Source organism: Kitasatospora sp. NPDC054795, from assembly GCF_053611565.1.
Genome location: NZ_JBSHAP010000010.1, coordinates 1 through 19,722 on the forward strand (window position 1 = coordinate 1; position 19,722 = coordinate 19,722).

Below are 19,722 nucleotides of genomic sequence, written 5' to 3' on the forward strand. Positions count from 1 at the left end.
GCCCGGGCCGAGTGGGCCGGGGCGCCCCGCTGAGGAGGTTCGGGCGGGGTCAGGCGGTCGCGGCCAGATCGGCCACCCGCTCCTCGACCAGCCGGGCGACGGCCCGCAGGTCGGGCTGGCGCAGCACCAGGGGGGCGCGCAGCCGTACGCCGTACTCGCTCTCCAGGGCCTCCAGCAGTCTTGCCGCGGCGAGCGAATTGCCGCCCGACGCGAGAAAGTTGTCCTCGGGCCCGAGGTCGGCACGGCCGATCAGCCCGCGGCAGAGCTTCAGCACGGCGCGCTCGACCGACGTGCCGGCCTCGTCCGCCGGGGACTCCTCGTCCGGGGCCGGCGCGTCGGCCAGCAGGGCCGGGCGGTCCACCTTGCCGTTGGCGTCCAGCGGGAAGCGCTCCACCAGCCGGACGGCGGAGGGCACGGCCTGCTCGGGCAGCCACGGGCGGACGGCGTCGAGCAGCGCCGCGGGGTCGGCGCCGTCCTCGGCCTGGACGAAGGCGAGCAGCCGGACGCCGGTCGGCGCCTGCTCGGCGGCGACCACCGCCCGGCGCACCTTCGGGTCGCGTTCGAAGGCGGCCTCGACCTCGGCGGGTTCGATCCGCACGCCGCTGACCTTGACCTGGTCGTCGAGGCGGCCGTGGAACTCCAGCACGCCGTCCGGGCGCATGACCACCCGGTCGCCGGTGCGGTAGACCCGGTCGGTGCCGACCACGCCGGCGGGCGCGCCGACGAAGCGGCGGGCGGTCAGCTCGGGGTCGAGGTACCCGGCGGCCAGGCCGCGGCCGCCGATCCGCAGCTCACCGGCCGTGCCGCGCGGCACCGGGCGGCCGTCCTCGTCGGTGACCAGGAGGACGGCGCCGTCGATCGGCAGGCCGATCGGCGGGGCGCCGGCACCGTGGTCGCCGCCGGGGGCCATGGTGTGCACGGTGGTGGTGACGGTGGCCTCGGCGGGGCCGTACGCGTTGTGGACGGTCGCGGTGACGTCGGGCCCGGGGGCGCGGCGCAGCCGGTCGCCGCCGATCACCAGGTGGCGCAGCGGCGACTCGGCGGGCCAGGGCCGGCCCAGGAGGGGCTCGGCCAGCGGGGTGGGCAGAATGGACACGGTGACGCCGGCCTCGCGCCACCAGTCGGTGAGCGCACCGGTGTCCCAGCGGACCGCCTCGGGGGCGACCACCAGGGCCGCGCCGGAGGTGAGGCCGGCCCACAGCTCCTGCATGTGCGGGTCGAAGGAGACGCCGATCAGCAGGCTGTGCCGCTCCCCGGGGCCGAGGCCGGTCAGTCCGCGGTACCACTGCAGCAGTGCGCCGAGCGCGGGCTCGGTGACGGCGACGGCCTTCGGCGTGCCGGTGGAGCCGGAGGTGAGCACCGCGTAGTGGGTGCCGGCCGGGACGCGCACCTGCTCGCCCGGGTTCAGGGCGGCCACCACGCCGGCGGTGGGCAGGTCCAGCGGCAGCCGCTCGCCGCCGGGCGGCAGCAGGTCCGGCTCGCCGACCAGGCAGGCCGGGCGCAGTTGCTCGGCGACGGCGCGCAGCCGGTGCTCGCCGGGGCGCGGGCCGAGCGGCAGGTGGACGGCGCCGAGCTTGGCGGCGGCCAGGGTGACGGCGACCAGCGAGACCGAGTGGGCGAGGCAGACGCCGAGCAGGTCACCCGGGCCGACCTTGCCGCGCAGGGCCTCGGCCACGGTGTCGGCGAGGCGGTCGAGTTCGGCGTAGCTGTAGACCTGCTCGCCGTCGATCAGGGCGGCGGCGTCGGGGGTGCGGTGCGCCCAGGTGGTGAAGAGGTCGAGCACCGCGCCGTCCTGGTGCGGACGGCCGTAACCGATGCTCGGGGCGTCGGCGTTCGGCGTCCCGGTGTTCGGAGCCCCGGTGTTCGCGGCGTCGACGCTCGGGGCGTCCGCGTTCGGGGCCTTCGTGTCAAGGTGTTCCATCATCGTCTCCAGGAAGTCGCGTACGAAGGTGACACTTCGTCAGTTCAGGCCCATGGAACGGGCGATGATCACCTTCTGAACCTCCGAGGTCCCCTCGATGATCGTGGTCATCCGGACGTAGCGGTACAGGAACTCCAGCGGGTGCCCGCGCACCCAGCCGGTGGCCCCGTGCACCTGGAGCGAGCGGTCCACCGCGCGCACGGCGGTCTCGGAGGCGGTGAGCTTGGCGAGCGCCGCGTTCTCGGGGGACTCGGTGCCCTCGTCGACCAGCCGGGCGCAGGCGAGGGTGAGCAGCTTGGAGGCCTCGACCTCGGCCCGGGTGGCGACCAGGTGCTCCTGAATGTGCTGGTACTCGCCGATCACCCGGCCGAAGGCCCGCCGGTCCTTGGCGTACTCGACCCCGATCCGCAGCGCGTGCTCGGCGATGCCGTTGCACATCGCGGCGACCACCAGGCGGCCGCGCGAGAGGCTGTCGATGGCGAGGGCGGTGGCCGCGCCGACGCCCTCCTCCCCGCCGATCACGGCCTCCGGGCCGGCGGTGACGCCGTCCAGCAGCAGCTCGAACAGCGGCTCGCCGGACATGCCCTCGTAGCGCTGGCCGATCCGCAGCCCGGGCTGGTCCATCGGCAGCACGAAGGCGGTGGCACCGGCCGTGGGGCCGGCCCCGTCGCCGAGGTCGGTGGCGGCGACGACCAGCGCGATCCCGGCGTGCTCGGCGTTGCTGACGAAGGTCTTGCGGCCGTTCAGCACCCAGCCCTCGCCGGTGCGCACGGCGGTGGTGGTGAGGTGGAACGCGTCGGAGCCGGCGTGCGGCTCGGTGAGGGCGAGGCAGCGGGTCTGCTCGCCGCGCACCAGCGGGACCAGGTGGCGCTCGACCTGCTCGGGGGTGCCGTGCCGCAGCAGCGGGCTGGGCCCGTCAGAGCCGGCCAGCGCGTACGGGGCGAGCACGCAGCCGCTGCGTCCGGCGGCGTGGTGCAGCAGGACGACGGCGGTGAACGGCATGTCGGCGCCGCCGAGCTCCTCGGGGTAGTCGCCCGCGTAGAAGCCGAGGGCGGCGGAGCGCTTGCGGACGTAGGTCCGCAGGTCGGCCGGGACCTGGTCGGCGGTCTCGGGCAACTCGGCTGCCAGCGGCACGAGTTCGCGGCGCACGAAGCTCTCGAAGGCCTCTACGAGCTCGCGGTGGCCGGCTTCCAGGACGGCGGAGGGCGAAGTCACTTGGCACCACCGGTGGTGAGAGCCTTGGCCTGGTCGGCCAGGACGGCGTGTCGGAACAGGGTGCGCAGCGGCGGCCGGCTGCCGAGGTGCGGCTCCAGGTACGCGGCGAGCTGGGCGGCGAGCAGCGAGTGGCCGCCGACCTCGAAGAAGTGCGAGTCCGCGGCGAAGCGGTCGTGGCCGAGCACCTCGCGCCAGGCGGCGGCGATCAGCTGCTGGCCGGGGTCGGTGAACTCGCTCGGCTCGCTCTCCTCCGCCTCCGGGGCCTCGTCCGCCAGGCGGGCGAGGGCGGCACGGTCGGGCTTGCCGCCGGGCAGGGTCGGCATCGCGGCGACGGCCGTCCAGCTCGCCGGGACGAGTCCGCCGGGCAGCCGGCGGGCGAGCGCCTCGTGCAGGGCGGCCTGGTCGGGGCGGTCGGCGCCCTCCAGGAAGCCGACCAGGCGGGGGCCGGTCTGCGGGTCGGTGTGCAGCAGCACCGCGCAGGAGCGGCCGCCGAGTTCGGCGGAGGCCGCGGCCTCGATCTCCTCCAGTTCGATCCGGTGTCCGCGCAGCTTGACCTGGTTGTCGGCGCGGCCGAGGAAGCGCAGCCGCCCGTCCAGGTCGCGGTAGCCGCGGTCGCCGGTGCGGTAGACGCGGGCGTCGTCGAGCGCGGGGACGGTCGTGAAGCGGGCCGCGGTGGGCTCCGGCAGTCCCAGGTAGCCCTCGGCCAGCAGGGTTCCGCCGACGGCGAGTTCGCCGACGCAGCCGGGGGCGAGCGGGCGCAGCGTGTCGTCCAGGACGTGGATGCGCGCACCGTCGAGTTCGGCGCCGAGCGGGATCTCGCCGTCCTCGGCGACGTCGGCTTCGGTGACCTCGTACACGGTGGAGGTGACGGTGGCCTCGGTGACGCCGTAGGCGTTCAGCACGGTGGTGGCCCCGGTCAGGCCGGCCAGCGCCCGGGCGGGCAGCCGCTCGCCGCCGAGCACCAGCAGGCGGGGCGCCCAGCGGCCGTCGCGCAGCGCCTCGCGCAGGTCCTCGCGGACGGCGAGCAGGTAGCTGGTGGGCAGGTTGGCGACGGTGACGCCGCGGGCGGCCAGCACGGCCACCAGCTCGGGCCCGGTGGGCACCTCGCGCTGCGGCACGACGAGGGCGGCGCCGGCCGTGAGGGCGGGCAGCACCTCCTCCAGGGCCACGTCGAAGGACGGCCGGGCGAACAGCAGCACCCGGTCGGCGGAGGTGAGCCGGTAGCGGTCGGCGATCGCGGCGACGTACCCGGCGAGGGCCTCGCGGCCGACCAGGACGGGCTTGGGCACTCCGGTGGAGCCGGAGGTGTGGATCACGTAGGCGGCGCCGTCCAGCGCGGCGGCGGGCTCGGCCTTCGGGAAGGCGGGGCCGTCCAGCAGCGCCGGGGTGACGCCCTCGGCGGGCAGTGCCAGCGCGCTCTGCCGGGTGGCGAGGACGAGCGCCGGGCAGAGCCGCTCCAGCAGCAGCCCGAGCCGGGCGGCCGGGTCCTCGGTGGACAGCGGCGCGTACACGGCGCCGTACCGCAGGCAGGCGAGCAGGGCGACCACGCTGTCGGCGCCGCGCGGCAGCACGGTGGCCACCGGCTGGCCGGGGGTGACTCCGGCGGCGCGCAGTCGCTCGACCAACTCGCTGACCCTTCGGTCGAGTTCGCCGTAGCTGATCCGCTCGGTACCGGCCAGCAGGGCGAGCGAGGTCGGGTCGTGGGCGGCGGCCGGGTCGAGTGCGGCCGGGGTGACCGGGGCGGCCGGTTCGGCCTCGGGCGCGGGGGCCAGCCCGGCGATCGGCGCCTGCGGGCGGTCCAGGTAGCAGCGCAGCAGCTCCAGCAGCCGCTCCGACAGCAGCACCGCCTCGGACTCGCGGAACAGGTCGGCGTCGTAGTCCCAGACCAGGGTCATCCCGGCGGCGCCGTGCTTCTCGCCGACCACCCGGCGGTCGTCGGGCAGCAGCACCAGGTCGAGGTCGAAGCGGGTGGTGCCGGTGTTGAAGCCCTCGTACAGCGAGACCTCCAGCCCGGGCGCCTGGACGTCGGGCAGCGCCGCGTCGTGCGCGCTGAACATCACGTTGAACAGCGGGTTGTCGGCGCCGGTGGTGTGCAGCCCGAGCCGGCGGGTCAGCTCCTGGACCGGCAGGTCCTGGTACGGCAGGGCGCGCAGGAGGACATCGGTCACCTCGTCCACGGCGTCGGTGCCGAGGGCCGCCGGGTCGAGCCGCAGGCGCAGCGGGACAGTGTTGACGAACATGCCGACGGTGCCCTCGAAGCCCTCCGGGCGGTTGCCGACGGCGGTGCCGATCACCACCTCGCGGTGGCCGCTGTGCCGGCGCAGCAGCTCGGCGAACAGGGTGAGCAGGGTGCTGAACGGGGTGTGGCCGTCGGCCTTGCTGCGCTCGCGCAGCCGCTCGGCCAGGTCGGCGCCGATCGACTGGCGCAGCTGGCCGCCGCGGTGGCGCCGTTCGACGCCCGGCCGGGCCAGCCCGGGGAGGGTGACCTCGCGCGGCGCGCCGGTCAGCTCCTTGGTCCAGAAGTCGAGTCCGCGGTCCCGGGGAAGGTCGGCGGCGGCGCGGGCGTGGTCCTCGTAGGAGGGGGCGGTGGGCAGCTCGTAGGGCTCGCCGAGGACGGTGGCGCGGTAGACGGTGAACAGGTCGCGCAGCAGGATCGCGAAGGAGTGGCCGTCGTGGACGAGGTGGTGCTCGACGTGGATCAGCCGGTGGTGGTCGTCGCCGAGCCGGACCAGGTGCCAGCGCAGCACCGGCGCCCGCTCGGTGTCCAGCGGCTCCTCGGCCTCGGCGGCGAGCAGCCGGCGGAAGGTGGCCTCCGGGTCCTGCTCGGCGGCGAAGTCGCTCTGGCGCAGCTCCGGTTCGCAGACCTCGGCGACCCGCTGGCCGGGCAGCCCCTCCGACCTGGGCACCAACTCCAGCCGCAGACCGGGGTGGTGTGCCAGCACGGCGGCCAGGCCGGTGTGCAGCGCGTCCCGGTCGAGGGTGCCCCACAGGTCGAGGACGGCGGTGAAGTTGTAGGCGCGGCTGCCCGGCAGCATCTGCTCGTGCAGCCAGACGATCTCCTGCGAGGGAGAGAGTGCGAACATGGTCGATTCCCTTGTGTGGTGGGCTTGTCGGCACTGCGGTGGCCGGACGCGGACGTGGGGTGTTCCCGTGCCGGCCGGCGGCCCGGGGGCGCACCGGGGTGAGGTGCGGCCCTGGGCCCGGGTCCCGTCCGGCGGCGTGTCGGACGCGCGCGGACGGGCGTGGTGGGTTCGTGGCGGATCCGTCGTGACTCCGTGGCAGGTCCGTCGTGGCTCCGTGGCGGATCCGTCGTGGGAGTGCGGGGCCCGCGGGGTGGGGCGTGCGGTCGGGCGCCTGCGGTCAGGCTCGTGCGGGCGGGTGGGCGACGCGGCCGGCCGGGCGCCTCAGGCCTGCGGGACCGGGACCGGTCGGGCGTGCAGGTGGTGCCGCAGCACGGCGAGCAGTTCGCCGAAGGCGGCCCGGGCGTCGGCCTCGGGGAAGCGGTCGCGGTCCCAGGCCAGCCGGATCAGCAGGTCGTCGCCGTGCGAGGCGGAGACGGCCAGCGGTGCGGCGAGCGGGCGCCCGTCCAGGTGGGTCTCCCGGCCTGGGGTGCCGCCGAGCACCAGCGGTGGCCGGCGGTGCAGGTCCTCCATGGTGAGCAGGCCGTCCAGGGCGCCCGACCACGGGGCCCCGGCGGTGCGGGCCGCGCGGACCACCTCGTCGAAGGGGGTGCCGGCCTGGTCGAGGTCGTCCCACCAGGCGTCCGCGAGGGCGTCCAGGTCCGCGACCGGGCCCGAAGTCGCCGGGTGCACCAGAGTGTTGAGGAAGCAGCCGAGCGCGGCAGGTGCGCCCGCCGGTCGTCCGCCCCACGGATAGCCGAGCGCGAGCGGCCCTCCCCCGGTCTCCGGCCGGGCCGCCCCGTCCGCCCCGTGCAGCCGGTGCAGGGCCGAGCCGACCGCGTCCAGCAGGGCCGGGAAGACGGCGCCGCGGGCGGCGCCCCCGGCGGTGGGCAGCCGCTCGGTGAGCATGCCGGTGGACGTCGCCGCGCCGCCGCCCGCCCCGGTCAGGCCGCCCAGCCGGCGCCCCCAGTGGGCCTGGGCGGCGGGGCCGCCGGCGGCGTCCTCGGCGGCGAGCTGCAGTTCGACGGCCTGCCGGTAGTCGGCCAGCGCCCGGGGGTCGGGCCCGTCCGCCGGCGGTTCGTCCCGCTCGTACGCGGCGCCGAGTTCGGCGGTGAGCAGGCCGAGCGACTGCTCGTCGCAGGCGGCGTGGTCCAGTGCGAGGGCGAGCAGTTCCTCGTCCCCGTCCGGGTCCGCGGCCACCAGCAGGCGCAGCGCGGGTCCGTCGGCGGGCCAGTTCGACAGGGCCTCCCGCAGCGCCGCACGGGCGGTGCCGCCGGGGGCGACGGCGATCCTGGCGGCCTCGGCGGAGGGGCCGCCGGTGCGCAGCACGGGTGTGCCGCGCACGGTCGCGAATCCGCCGCACAGCGCCGGGTGGTGGGCGGCCACGGCGGCCGCGACGCGGGCCAGTCGGCCCAGGTCGAGGGTGCCGCGCGGGTAGGCGAAGAACAGCGGGACGACGTCGGTGCGGCTCTGCGGAGCGAGTCGGCGGGTGATCAGGAAGCGCCGCTGGGCGCCGGTCAGCGGGAGCAGCTCCACCGGGGATTCGGCGGCGGCGGAGCGGTACCGGGCGAGGTAGGCGGCGGTGATGCTGGCGTGCACGGGAACGGTCTCCGGTTTCCGGTCGCGGCTCGGGGATCGGTCGGGGATCGGTCGGGGGTCGGGTTCGGTCGGCAGGAGGGTTCAGGTGCGGAAGGCGCGGGTGGGCGGCCGGTCAGGACGTGCCGGGGCTCACCGCGCTCTCCTGGTCGGCGGCGTCCGCCTCTGCGTCCGCGTCCTGCCCGGCCGTACGGTCGGGGCCCGGCAGCTCGCGCATCCGCCGCAGCGGGGAGAGCAGCAGCGGCAGCGGCACCAGCAGGAAGCCGGCGGCGCAGAGCCAGAGCGCGGTGCGCGGCCCGGCCGCCTCGGCGACCACGCCGCCGATCAGGGCGCCGATCGGCAGGGTGCCCCACACCAGGAACCGCATGGTGGCGTTCATCCGGCCGAGCAGCTCCGGCGGGCAGATGCTCTGCCGGAAGCTCACCTGGGCGACGTTGTAGGCCACCGCGCCGAACAGCACCACCCCGGAGGCCAGGCCGAACAGCACCACGCCCGCACCGCCTCCGGACAGCGGCCACAGCATCGCGAACGGCGCCGTCACCACCGTGGACAGCCAGATCAGCCGGGCCTGTCCGATCCACCGGGCGAGCTGCCCGGCGCACAGCGCGCCGGCCAGTCCGCCGACGGCGGAGACCGACAGCAGCACGCCGATGGCTCCCGGCGACAGGTCGAGCACCCGCACCCAGAACACCGTCTGCACGGCGGTCAGCACGGCGGAGAACAGGTTGGACGTGGCGGTGGCGGTCGCGATCGCCCGCAGCAGCGGGTGGCCGAGCACGAACCGCACGCCCTCCCCGACCTCGGCGCGCAGCGAGCGCCCCGGCTCGGGCTCCGGCCGCGGCTCGTCGACCTTGATCCGGACGAGCAGCAGGGCGGAGACGAGGTAGCCGCAGGCGTCGGCCACGATGGCGAGCGGCGCCCCGAGCAGCTGGACCAGCCCGCCGCCGAGGCCCGGCCCGGCGATCTGCGCCGAGGAACGGACCGTCTCCAGGGCGCCGTTGCCGCCGACCAGCTGCTCGCGCGGCAGGACGGCGGGCAGGAAGGACTGGTGGGCGACGTCGAAGAAGACTGTCGCCACCCCGGTGACCAGCGCCACCAGGTAGAGCTGCGGCATGGTCAGCACCCCGAAGGCGGCGGCCGGCGGGATCGACCCGACGGCCAGGCAGCGCACCACGTCGGCCCGGATCAGCACCGGAAGCTTGCGCATCCGGTCCAGCCAGGCGCCCGCGGGGAGGCCGACGAGCAGGAAGGCGGCGGTCTCGGCGGCGGTCAGCAGACCGACCTCGAACGGCGTGGCGTCGAGCACGATCACGGCCACCAAGGGAAGGGCGACCAGGGTGACCTGACTGCCCGTCTGGGCCGCCGCGGCTCCGGTCAGCAGGAGCCGGAAGTCACGGTGGCCGAGCAGACGGGCCTGGCGGGGGCTGGGCTTCTCGTTCATCGGTGCGACTCTCGGTCACCCCTTCGACACGGGGCAAGCACCAGGTCCGTTTCCGGACGGAACGCACGTCGGCCGAATCCCGCCACTCCCCCGGCCCGCCTTTGCGCGCTCCTTATGACCGCTTCTCCCGCCGTCACGCCGCCCGCGGCGTCCGTCGGCCTAGGCGGCACCGGCCGACGGGCACTCCGACCGCCTCCGGGCCCGTCCGTCCATTTCCTTGTCCGGTATTCGGACGCTGTCTTTCCAGCCACCGGACGGAGACGCTCAACTTGGCCGGATTCCATGGAGTGCAGTCCGGCCGTCATCTCATCGTGATACTGGCGTGACCGTAGCGAGCCGTAGACAGGGTGACCGGACGGTCACGGACCATCCGCGCCCGACCCGGCCCATCACCCGTCCCGCCCCTGTTCCGCCCACCGGTTCGCCGCCCCTGTTCCGCCGCCCGTTCCACCGACCGCCGGCCGCCCGCCGGCCGCCCGTCAGCCGGCCGACTCCGCCTCCGCCCGGCGGGTGATCGCCAGCACCGCCATGTCGTCGTCCCTGGGCCCACCGGTCCACCGCTCGACGTCCGCCACCAGCGCGTCCAGCACCTCGCCGGGCCCGGCGAACGGCCCCAGCGGGGCCAGCCCGAGCACCGGGTCGTAGAACTCCCCCGCCGTGTCCCGGGCCTCGGTGACCCCGTCGGTCACCAGCAGCAGCGTCCACCCGGCCGGGAACGGCCGGCTCTCCGGCGCCGGGCGCGCCACACCCAGTCCGCCCATCCCCAGCGGCAACCCCGGATCCGCCGCGTCCAACCGGCGCACCGGGGGCCCGCCCCCGCCCCGCGGGTACGGGTTCAGCAGGTACGGGCCAGGGTGCCCGCAGTCGAGCGTGCGCACGCTCTCCTCCCCCGGCGGGAACTCCACCAGCAGCGCGGTGATGAACCCCTCCAGCCGCAGTTCCTCGCTCATCCGCTCGCTCTCCCGCAGCAGCGAGTCCTCCAGCGCGTCCGCGAGCGCGGACAGGTCCGGCAGCCGGTGGGAGTCCTCGCGGAAGGCGCCCAGCAGCACCGAGACCGCCCCGACCGCGTGCAGCCCCTTGCCCCGCACGTCGGCGATCAGCCCGCGCACGCCGTACGGGGTGACCTGCAGCGCGTACGCGTCGCCCCCGATCAGTGCCTCGTCCTGGGCGGCCCGGTAGCAGGCCGCGACCGACAGCCGCCCCACCTCCGCGGGGGGCTCCGGCAGCACCGCCCGCTGCGCCGCCTCGGCCACCGACCGCACCCGTGCCAGCCGCCGCCCGTGCCGGGCCACCACCCGGTTCACCCCGACCCCGAGCAGCGCCGCGAACGCCGTGTTCGCCAGCTCCAGGAAGCCGGCCCCGGTCCCGATCGACCCGTCCTGGGTGGACAGCAGCAGGATGCCGAGAACGTTGGCCACCCCCACCGCGACGGTGTCCCGCAGCGCCAGCAGCGCGCCCGCCAGCACGGCGGCCGCCGCCAGCAACGGATCGCCCCAGTAGTCGGTCGGGTCCAGCGCGTTCCACACCAGCCCGCCGGCGGTCAGCAACCACGGCGCGACCCGCACGTACGGGGGCCACTGCACGGACCTCGGGGCCATCGGCGACCTGGCTTCCGTCTCACCACCATCCGGAAGGACTTCTTCCGATCGTAGTCACGGGCCCCCGGAACGCGCACGACGGCCGCCCGGGGAAGTCCGGTTCGGCGACGCTCCCGAACCTGAGGGCGGTTGGCCTCTCCCGGTGGGGTACCCCCGGCTGGGCCTGTACGCCAACCCGCCGCTACGCGGCGTCCGCCGTGAAGCGTTCCGCGCCGGGCCCCGCCAGCAGGCCCTCCGGCACCCGGCGCCCGTACGCGAGCAGCAGCAGGTGCTCCGCCCGCCCCGTCACGGTGAGCGACCCGTCGCCGTACGCCCAGGCGGTGTCCGTCGCCACCAGCCGGACGCCGTCCAGCCGGGCCCCGAAGAACCGCAGCGCGCGGGGTGAGACACCGGCCAGCAGGGCCTTCGTCCGCGCCACCGGCAGCCGGGCGGGCAGGCCGAGCGCCACCGTGATGTCGAGGCCGTGGACGACGTCGTGGGCGAGGGCCGCGAGCGGGCCGCCGACCGGCGGGCGCCAGGGGTGGTCGGCGTGGTCGGCCATGGCGGCGGCGAGTTCGCGCTCGGTCATGGCGGCCGCGTCGCGGCGGGCGATCCGGTCGGCCATCCGGTGGACGTTGCCGCCGGAGCGGGCGAGTTCGAGGAGCGTGCGCGCCGTCGAGTGCCGGAAGCCAGTGCTCATGTGCGCGGCCACCTCGCGGATCCGCCACCCATCGCACAACGAGGGCGAGCTCCACTGCTCCGGGGCCAGGTCGGCGAACACCCGGGCGAGCTCGCGGCGCTCGGCCGCGATCTGCTCGCGGATCCAGTGGATCTGCCCGGTGTCCTGGTACTGCGGCACCCCGGTGTCCTTGTCCTGCGGCACGGTTTCCATGCGCCCAGCCTGCGGCCGGAACCGTACACCCGTCCAAGACCGGGAAGTTCTGGCACCTATGATCGGGAGTTATGGAACTGCGGCAGCTCCAGTACTTCGTCACCGTCGCCCAGCACGGCAGCTTCACCCGGGCCGCGCAGCTGCTGCACCTCACCCAGCCCGGGGTGAGCTCCCAGATCCGGCAGCTGGAACGGGAACTGGGCCACCGGCTGCTCGACCGTTCGGGCCGCACCGTACGGCTCACCCCGATCGGCGAGGCGGTGCTGCCGCACGCCCGGGCCGCGCTCGCCTCCGCGGCCGCGGCCCGGCGCGCGGCCCAGGAGTTCGGAGGGCTGCGGCGCGGACACGTGCGTCTGGGCATGGTCGCCGGGGCGGCCATGACCCCGCCGTCCGAGCTGGGGACCTTCCCGGGGCTCGCCACCACGCTCGCGGCGTTCCGCCAGGAACACCCCGGCATCGACTTCTCGCTCACCGAGGACACCACCGCGCGGCTGCTCTCCGCGCTGCGCGACGGCCGGCTGGACCTCGCCGTCGTCGGCCTGCCCACCCCCGGGAGCGGGCGGGAGGGCGACGGCGGCGGGCCGTCGCTGAGCGGGCTGGCGCTGCACACGGTGCTGGAGGTCCCGCTGGTCGCGGCCTGCCCGGTGGACCATCCACTCGCGGAGGCCTCGGGGCCGGGGCCCGCCTCGGGCGTGGGATCGGGCGCGGGGCCCGTCCACGGCTCGGGCACGGGTACGGGCGCGAGCACGGGTACGGGTACGGGCGCGAGCACGAGCACGGGTACGGGTACGGGCACGAGCACGGGTACGGGTACGGGTACGGGCACGGGCACGGGTACGGGCACGGTCCCGGGCGCGGGCTCCGCCGGGGACTCGGGAAGCGGGGCCGGTGTTACCGCCCCCGGCCGGGACACGCTCTCGGTCGCGGCGCTCGCCGGACACGCCCTGGTGAGCACCCCGCGCGGCACCGGCCTGCGCACGGCACTGGAGCGCGCCCTGGCCGAGGCCGGCGTCGCGGCGACGGTCGGCGTCGAGGCGGCCGCGCCACCGCAGTTGGCCGAGCTCGCCGCGCACGGCCTGGGCGTGGCCGTGCTGCCGGACCCGGGCCCACTGCCCGGTCTGCGGGTGCGTCCACTGACCGACCCCGTCCCCCGGGTCCGGATCGCGCTCGCCTGGCCGACCGGACAGCCCTCCTCGCCGCCGACCGCCGCCCTGGTGGCCCACCTGCGGCAGGCCTACCCCGGGCCGGCGGCCGCTCAGGCTCCGGCCGTCACCGCCGCGCCGTCGGCGATGTGCAGCAGCGCGGCCGCGCCGTCGAGCACCTCCCGGTCGAGCGGGAAGTAGCCCTGCCGCGGGACGGTGTCGGTGCGGGTGCGGGCGTCGGCCGGCAGCGCGGTGTCCGTCAACTCCCAGGCCGCACCGCGTCCCCGCAGGTGGGCCTCGTACGTCCCCGGCGCCGGCTCGGCCAGTCCGAGCGCCTCGCTGCGCCCCAGGCTCCCGGCGACGAAGGCGTAGCGCTCGCCCAGCAGCGCGCCGACGGTGTGGCCCGCGCCGGTCCACCGGCAGTCCAGCTCGCCCAGCGCCCAGGCGCTCGGGTTCCGCTGCACGTGCCGGTTGTGGGCGAAGAGCAGGGTCGGTCCGCGCCGGGCCTCGATCTCGCGGATGTCGAGGAGGTTCTGCGCCATCAGCGCGTCCCGCACGCCGAGCAGGGCGCTGATCCGGGCGCTCGGGGTGCGGCCCCGGACCGCCGACTGGGCGTGGTAGCGCAGCAGTCCGATCCCGGCGGCCAGCCGGGCACGGGCGTCGTACCACTCGGCCGGCGAGGTCGATTCGATCAATTCCGGCGCCCGCATGTGGAGTTGGACGAGAAGGTCGTCGGCGAGGCAGCGCAGCCGGGCGGCGTCGGCGGTGTCGCCCGGCGACTGGGCCGGGTCCGTCACCGCCTCCGTACGGCTCCAGCGCTCGTCCTCGCCCGCCACGCCGGCGACGTCGAGGTCGAGCCCCAGGTAGTCGCGGGCGTGTTCGAGGTAGCGGCGCGGGCTGGGGGCGCTGGTGTTCTCGGTCGGGATGTCGAAGCCGTGGAAGGCCAGCCGCTCCCCGGACGGCCGCTGCCGGTTGAACTCCCGCATCCAGGCGACGAGTCGGCGGTTGGGGGCGAGTTCCCCGAAGCCGTGCGTGAAGCCCTTCCGCATCGCGGATTCGAGAGTGCCGACACCCTCCCGGACGTAGGCGTCCACGGCGAGGGCGGCCACCCGGTCGGTCTCCAGGGCGATCGAACGGAAGCCCCGGTCGACCAGCCCGGCGAACAGCTCGTTGCGGACCAGCCCGAACGCCGGCTCCTGGTGCGTCGGCTCGCCCAGCCCCAGAAGCTCGCACGCGGGGGTGATGAAGTCATACACGTCCTGGTTCATGGACCTCAAGCGTATCCTTGAAGGAACGGTTGAGACTTTTCCCGCTTCCGCCGCCCGGCCGCCGCCGAAAGCCTCAAACATTCCCCAACCATCGATCGACTTCGAACACCCCCGCCCCACCCGGCCCCACCTCACCCCACCAGCCCGGAACGGGAGACGACCGGACGACCATGCGACCCTCCGATCTCGCGCGCGAGCACGGCATCTCGACCCAGGCGATCCGCAACTACGAGCGCGACGGCTGCCTCCCGCCCGCCGAACGCACGCCCACCGGATACCGGATCTACACCGAGCTGCACGCCGCCGCCCTTCGCACCTACCTCGCCCTCGTCCCGGCGTACGGGTACGCGACGGCGGGCTCGGTCATGACCGCCGTCCACGCCGACCGGATCGGCGACGCCCTCACCGAACTCGACCGGGGCCACGCCCAGTTGCTGCGCGACCGGGAGACCCTCGCCGCCGTCCGCGAGGCCGTCGGCCACTTGACCGGCGCCGCCGCCGGAACCGGGCTCCCCGCACCACCCGGCCCCCGCTCCGTCGGCGAGGTCGCACACCGGCTCGGCGTCACCCCCGCGACCCTGCGGGCCTGGGAGGCCGCCGGCATCCTCACCCCGGCCCGGGACCGCGCCACCGGCCACCGCCGCTATCTCCCCGCCGACGTCCGGGACGCCGAACTCGCTCACCTGCTCCGCCGGGGCGGCTACCTGCTGGACCACATCGCCACCGTGCTGCGGCAGATCCGTACCGCGGGCGGCACCGGCGAGCTCGCCGCCGCCCTGGACGGCTGGCAGCAGCGCCTCACCACCCGGGGCCTGGCGATGCTCACCGCCTCCGCCCGCCTCGACGACTACCTGGGGCTGCGCACCGGAACGCCCCGACCGGCTTGACCTCAAGGCCACTTGAGGTACCAGAGTGATCCACATGAACACCGAAGCAGCAGCCAACGCACAGGCCGCCCACGAGGCGGACATCCAGGCCATCGAACGGGTCGTGGCCGCCGTCGAACGCGCCCAGCGCGCCAAAGACCCGGACGCATTCCTCGCGCTGTTCCACCCCGAGGCGATCTGGACCACCGCGCACGGCAAGGTCCTCCTCGGCCTGGACACGATCGCCGAGTTCACCCGTGCTGTGCTGCCCGCCGCGACCTGGGACGGCGACGTCACGTACGAGCCGGTGCACATCCAGTTCCTTCGCCCCGATGTGGCCGCCGTCAAGGTCCGCCAGGTCTACCGGTCGCCGGAGGGGGACTCGGAGGGCGCACCGCTGTACGTCATGACCAGGCAGGACGACGGTCGGTGGCTGCTGCACGCCTGCCAGAACACCGGCGTGCTCGCCGAATAGCCCCCGGGCCCGTCGCCGTCCGCCCCTGCCCGCCCCCACCGGACGCCGGCGCCGCGCCCCGGTCGGCCGACCCGGCCCGACCGGCCCGGCTCAGCCGACCCGGGTGAGCCGGGCGGTGCGGGCGCCGGCGCCGTCCGCGAGCGCGCCCGGCTGCTCCTGGTCCGCGCGCTCGGGGCCGGCGAGCAGGATGGAGCGCTGGAGCCGCCGCAGCGCCGCGGACGGCTCCATGCCCAACTCCCTCACCAGGGTGTTCCGCAGGCGCTGGTAGGCCTCGAGCGCCTCGCCCCGCCGGCCGGAGCGGTGCAACGCGATCATGTACTGGCCGTGCAGGCTCTCGTGGGTGCGGTAGCGGTCGATCAGGACGGTGAGTTCGGCGAGCAGCACCCGGTGCCGGCCGAGTCGCAGGTCGGCCTCGATCCGCTGGTCCAGTGCGCAGAGCCTGATCTCCTCCAACCGTCTGGTCTCGACGGCGAGTTGGCCGCCGACCGGGACGTCGGCGAAGGCCGGGCCGCGCCACAGCGCGAGCGCATCGGCCAACTGGCGGGCGGCGAGCGGGAAGTCGCCCCCGTCCATGGCGCGGTAGCCGTGCCCGGCGAGGCGGTCGAACTCCTGGAGGTCGACCAGTCCGCCGCCACTGTTCAGCATGTAGCCGCCGGCCGAGGTGACCAGGACGTCCTTCGCGCAGGAGGCCCCCGGGCCGCCGTCGCCCTGGGCGAGCGCCCGGTCGATGAGGTCGCGCAGTTGGAGCACGTAGGTCTGCACGGTGGTGCGGGCACTGCGTGGCGGGCGGCCGGACCACAGCTCCTCGGCGAGGACTCCCGCCGGTACGACCTGGTCGGCCCGTAACGCCAGCAGGGCGAGCACCTGCCGCGGCTTCGGCGCCGACGGCACCACCGACGCCCCGCACAGTCGGACCCCCAAGGACCCCAGCACCCGGATCTCCACGACGACCACCCCATATCCAGACGGATCGGCGGCCCCGACGGCCGCCGGCCGGGCGGGTGCTCCGCTGCTCACCGTCCACGCAGGTCCGCTGGAAGGTCGGTCGAGCACCCGACGCCCATCCAAAAACAGGACAGACGGTTTGTCAATACAAAACCGAACGCGCTGTTTGTTTTTGGGCGGAGCAATCCCCACTGGAACCGGACGCCGGACCGCCCGTCCGGCCTCGAACCGCTTCGAACGAGGCCCGCACGGACCACCCGGGCCACCCCGAGCGCCCGAATCAGGCCGGTCCGACGCCGGCCGCACCCGCCCCTTCCGCCCCGGCCGGGCCGGACTCCGCCACCCGGGCCGCCGCGAGCTCCGCGACCACCCGGGCGCCCCGGTCCACCGCGAGGTCGAGCGTGGCCAGCACCCCGGGCACCGCGATACTGGGCATCACATGCTGGTACAGCGCGGAGATGCGGCGCTCCAGATCCGCCCGGCCGGACATCTTCTGCGACTGGATCTGCACCCCCGTCCAGGCCCCGGTGACCAGCCAGGCCGTCTCGGCGGGCACCACCTGGGGCAGCAGCTCACCGCGCCGGCCCGCCGTTTCCAGCACGCTCTCGGCCCGCTGGATCCAGCCGGGCGCCGCGCCGCCACTGAAGTCTCCGAACACGTCCTGGCCGAGGGAGAGCCGCGCGCCCGCGCTCAGGACCGGGTCGCGCGGCATGAGGTGGGCGACCACCATCCCGAGGTCCACGAACTCCTGGAGCTTGCACTGCCGTTCGGGGATCTCGTCCCGGCCGAACTGCTCCTCCACGACCCCCTGGGCGAGCTCCCGCTTGGAGGCGAAGTGGAAGTACACCGCGCCGCGGGTCACCCCGGCGCGGGCCACGACCTCGCCGATCGTCGCCCCCTCGTACCCGTACTCGTCGAAGACCGACGCCGCCGCCTCCAGGATCAGCCGACGCGTCCGGACCGCCCGCTCCTGTCGCACCACCGCAACCACCCCACCCGAAACGCTCGGCAAACAAAACCAAACACCCCGTATCTTACCCGCCGCGGTCGACGGGGGTCGCTGCATCCCAGGTCACATAGGGCCGTCCTCGAGCGGACTAAAACCGCGTGGACGGTATGGGGCGAACAGATGGCCGATATCTCGCCGCGAGCCCCCATATCCGGAGCAACAGCTCCCACTTGTGCCCGGGGGGACGACGAACGATCCAGTCATGGCAATGGACCTGACAACTTTGGCCATCGACATTCCCACAGGTCAAGCAGGTCCGCCCGGTGAACCTGATCTCGGGGCGGTGACCGACACACACCCACCGTGCCCGACCGAACACGCTCGGCCGCCGACGAACCTTTGTTCTGGCTCCTTGAAAACCAAACCGGTAGGTACGTATCTTACGAGCCCTGAGCAGCCCACCCCGCCCATCACGGCCTTTCGGAGCGCTCCCCATGACTCTGCTCGCCTTCCGCACGCCCGCCTCCGCCCTCGCCACCGGCCCGGCCTCCCGGACGATCCCCGGCCCGGCCGCAGCAGCGGCCCCGGCGCCTCGCCTGACCAGCACCGTCGCCAAGGAGTACGTGCACCGGGCCTGCCACGCCGAGGTCTTCATCACCGGCAGCGACCAGCTGACCGACACCGCCTTCGCCGTCACCGCGCAGTGGCCGCGGGCGCACACCTTCTTCTGCACGCCGGACGGCACCCGGCACGACCCGATGCAAGCAGCTGAAACGATCCGCCAGGCCGGCCTCTACCTCGCCCACACCCGGTTCGGCGTACCGCTCGACCACAAGTTCATGATGTGGAACCTCGACTACACCACTCAGCCGCGGCAGTTGCCGATCGGAGCGGCACCGACCGACCTCACCCTGGAGATCCAGCTCCTCGCCCAGCCGCGCCGCTCCGGCACCACGGTCGACTTCACGCTGGAAACCGTCGTCCGACGGGGCGCTCAGCTCGCCGCCACCGGGTACGCCCGGTTCACCACCGTCCCGGACTCCACCTACCAGCGGCTGCGCCGGGGGCGCCAGGACGCCGAACACCCCGCGGCGCCGACCGTGACCGCCGAGCCGCTCCCGCCGGCCCGGGTCGGCCGACTCCGCCCGAGCGACGTCGTCCTGACCCCGGCCGACGCCCCCAACAGCTGGCACCTCACTCCCGACTTCCGGCACCCGATCCTCTTCGACCACGCCAACGATCACATCCCCGGCATGGTGCTGCTGGAGGCGGCCCGGCAGGCGGCCAACGCCCTGAGCAGCCCGGTCACCGTCACCCCGGCCGCCGCGGCCACCACCTTCCACCGGTACGCCGAGCACGACGCGCCCACCACGATCACCGCCCGGCACACCCCCGGCGAGGAACCGGACAGCCTCACCACCACCGTGACCGGCCACCAGCACGGCGAGCCGATCTTCACCACCGTGCTTACCGGCCACCCGGACCACCGCTGACCCGACGGCCGCCGCCGCACCGACCGGGCAGCCGGTACGGCCCGAGCAGCGGTCCACACCCGCCGCACCACCGGACGCACCCTCCACCCCGCCAAGCGGACGGCCCGCCCGACCCTCCCGGTCCGGCGGGCCGTCCGCGTGCCGACGACGCTTGCCGGGGCGGCGCCCCCTGGCACAGGGCGTTTCCCGCCCGCCGGCGACGACCGGAACATCCCGATTCCGGGCTGGCACCGGGGCGAACACCTGCGCAAGGATGTCAGCCCCTGATCCGCTGCCAACAGGAGCAAGCCGTGAGCGAAGTCGCTTCGCAGCAGAACGAGTTGATAAGACTGACCGACCGCCCCGGAACCGACGACGCCCCCGGCCGCGACGGGCGGACCGGCGGCCGGAACGTCCGGGTACGGGTGCTCGGACGGCACGCACCGGGCTCCCTGCTCGGACACGACTGGCTGGACTGCGAGATCACCGTCACCGCCGACTCGGTGCGCGGGCAGTTCGTCACGCTGGTGACCGACCGCCATCTCACCCAGTGGGAAACCGCTTTGGAGCGGCTCGGGCGCGGCGCCGCGGTCCGCTGGCTGGACGAGGAGCACGGCCCGGAACTGCGGATCGAGCCCGCGCGGCCGGGCGGGCTCTGGGTGACCGTCTCGGACGCGGAGGAATCGGGCGTCACGCTCCGGGTCGTCCTCTCCCCCGCACCGAACTGGCTGGACGAGCAGCGCGCGCTGCTCAAGCTCGTCCGGGAGGCCTATCCGGCCGAGGTGGTCGAGCTCGCCCCGGGCCTCCACGCCTGGCGCGGAACCCCGGTGGAGGAGAGCTGATC

General features: G+C 75.0%; 15 protein-coding genes. 5 read left to right on the forward strand and 10 right to left on the reverse strand.

Annotated elements, in window-relative coordinates; translation table 11 throughout:
• Positions 1-49 precede the first annotated feature (49 nt).
• The 7 genes from ACWGJO_RS05600 to ACWGJO_RS05630 form a co-directional block, all read right to left on the reverse strand.
• The gene (locus ACWGJO_RS05600) at positions 50-1,921 is read right to left on the reverse strand and encodes an amino acid adenylation domain-containing protein (RefSeq protein WP_452182290.1); all 1,872 of its coding nucleotides are present in this window, start codon (positions 1,919-1,921) and stop codon (positions 50-52) included.
• Between the two features lie 39 nt (positions 1,922-1,960).
• Entirely contained in the window at positions 1,961-3,136 is a 1,176-nt protein-coding gene (locus tag ACWGJO_RS05605) for an acyl-CoA dehydrogenase family protein (protein WP_359900872.1), read from the reverse strand.
• Positions 3,133-6,219 carry a non-ribosomal peptide synthetase gene (locus tag ACWGJO_RS05610; protein ID WP_452182291.1) on the reverse strand — a complete coding sequence of 1,029 codons (3,087 nt, stop codon included), beginning with the start codon at positions 6,217-6,219 and terminating at the stop codon, positions 3,133-3,135. Before ACWGJO_RS05610 ends, ACWGJO_RS05605 begins: the two co-directional genes overlap by 4 nt.
• A gap of 321 nt (positions 6,220-6,540) precedes the next feature.
• Positions 6,541-7,854: a non-ribosomal peptide synthetase gene (locus ACWGJO_RS05615; protein ID WP_452182292.1), complete on the reverse strand. Its 1,314-nt coding sequence runs from the start codon at positions 7,852-7,854 to the stop codon at positions 6,541-6,543.
• Between the two features lie 112 nt (positions 7,855-7,966).
• Positions 7,967-9,292 carry an MFS transporter gene (locus ACWGJO_RS05620; protein ID WP_452182293.1) on the reverse strand — a complete coding sequence of 442 codons (1,326 nt, stop codon included), beginning with the start codon at positions 9,290-9,292 and terminating at the stop codon, positions 7,967-7,969.
• Positions 9,293-9,771: 479 nt separating this feature from the next.
• Positions 9,772-10,890: a PP2C family protein-serine/threonine phosphatase gene (locus ACWGJO_RS05625; protein ID WP_452182294.1), complete on the reverse strand. Its 1,119-nt coding sequence runs from the start codon at positions 10,888-10,890 to the stop codon at positions 9,772-9,774.
• Between the two features lie 181 nt (positions 10,891-11,071).
• Entirely contained in the window at positions 11,072-11,761 is a 690-nt protein-coding gene (locus ACWGJO_RS05630) for a maleylpyruvate isomerase family mycothiol-dependent enzyme (RefSeq protein WP_452182295.1), read from the reverse strand.
• 71 nt (positions 11,762-11,832) lie between these two features.
• On the opposite strand from ACWGJO_RS05630, the gene ACWGJO_RS05635 reads away from it, so the two are divergent.
• Positions 11,833-13,104: a LysR family transcriptional regulator gene (locus ACWGJO_RS05635; protein WP_452182296.1), complete on the forward strand. Its 1,272-nt coding sequence runs from the start codon at positions 11,833-11,835 to the stop codon at positions 13,102-13,104.
• On the opposite strand, the gene ACWGJO_RS05640 is transcribed toward ACWGJO_RS05635, so the two are convergent.
• Positions 13,017-14,171 carry an erythromycin esterase family protein gene (locus tag ACWGJO_RS05640; RefSeq protein WP_452182297.1) on the reverse strand — a complete coding sequence of 385 codons (1,155 nt, stop codon included), beginning with the start codon at positions 14,169-14,171 and terminating at the stop codon, positions 13,017-13,019. The genes ACWGJO_RS05635 and ACWGJO_RS05640 overlap by 88 nt on opposite strands.
• Before the next feature lie 170 nt (positions 14,172-14,341).
• On the opposite strand from ACWGJO_RS05640, the gene ACWGJO_RS05645 reads away from it, so the two are divergent.
• A complete protein-coding gene (locus ACWGJO_RS05645; protein WP_452182298.1) occupies positions 14,342-15,058 on the forward strand; it encodes a TioE family transcriptional regulator in 717 nt (238 codons plus the stop codon).
• Positions 15,059-15,092: 34 nt separating this feature from the next.
• The gene (locus tag ACWGJO_RS05650) at positions 15,093-15,512 is read left to right on the forward strand and encodes an SgcJ/EcaC family oxidoreductase (RefSeq protein WP_452182299.1); all 420 of its coding nucleotides are present in this window, start codon (positions 15,093-15,095) and stop codon (positions 15,510-15,512) included.
• Positions 15,513-15,602: 90 nt separating this feature from the next.
• On the opposite strand, the gene ACWGJO_RS05655 is transcribed toward ACWGJO_RS05650, so the two are convergent.
• Positions 15,603-16,457 carry an AfsR/SARP family transcriptional regulator gene (locus ACWGJO_RS05655; RefSeq protein ID WP_380541222.1) on the reverse strand — a complete coding sequence of 285 codons (855 nt, stop codon included), beginning with the start codon at positions 16,455-16,457 and terminating at the stop codon, positions 15,603-15,605.
• 280 nt (positions 16,458-16,737) lie between these two features.
• A complete protein-coding gene (locus tag ACWGJO_RS05660) occupies positions 16,738-17,439 on the reverse strand; it encodes a ScbR family autoregulator-binding transcription factor (protein ID WP_452182300.1) in 702 nt (233 codons plus the stop codon).
• Between the two features lie 461 nt (positions 17,440-17,900).
• Between ACWGJO_RS05660 and ACWGJO_RS05665 the strand changes: the two genes are divergently transcribed.
• Both ACWGJO_RS05665 and ACWGJO_RS05670 read left to right on the forward strand, forming a co-directional pair.
• The gene (locus tag ACWGJO_RS05665) at positions 17,901-18,899 is read left to right on the forward strand and encodes a ScbA/BarX family gamma-butyrolactone biosynthesis protein (protein WP_452182301.1); all 999 of its coding nucleotides are present in this window, start codon (positions 17,901-17,903) and stop codon (positions 18,897-18,899) included.
• Between the two features lie 290 nt (positions 18,900-19,189).
• The gene (locus ACWGJO_RS05670; protein ID WP_452182302.1) at positions 19,190-19,720 is read left to right on the forward strand and encodes a DUF5959 family protein; all 531 of its coding nucleotides are present in this window, start codon (positions 19,190-19,192) and stop codon (positions 19,718-19,720) included.
• The last annotated feature ends 2 nt before the right edge of the window (positions 19,721-19,722 follow it).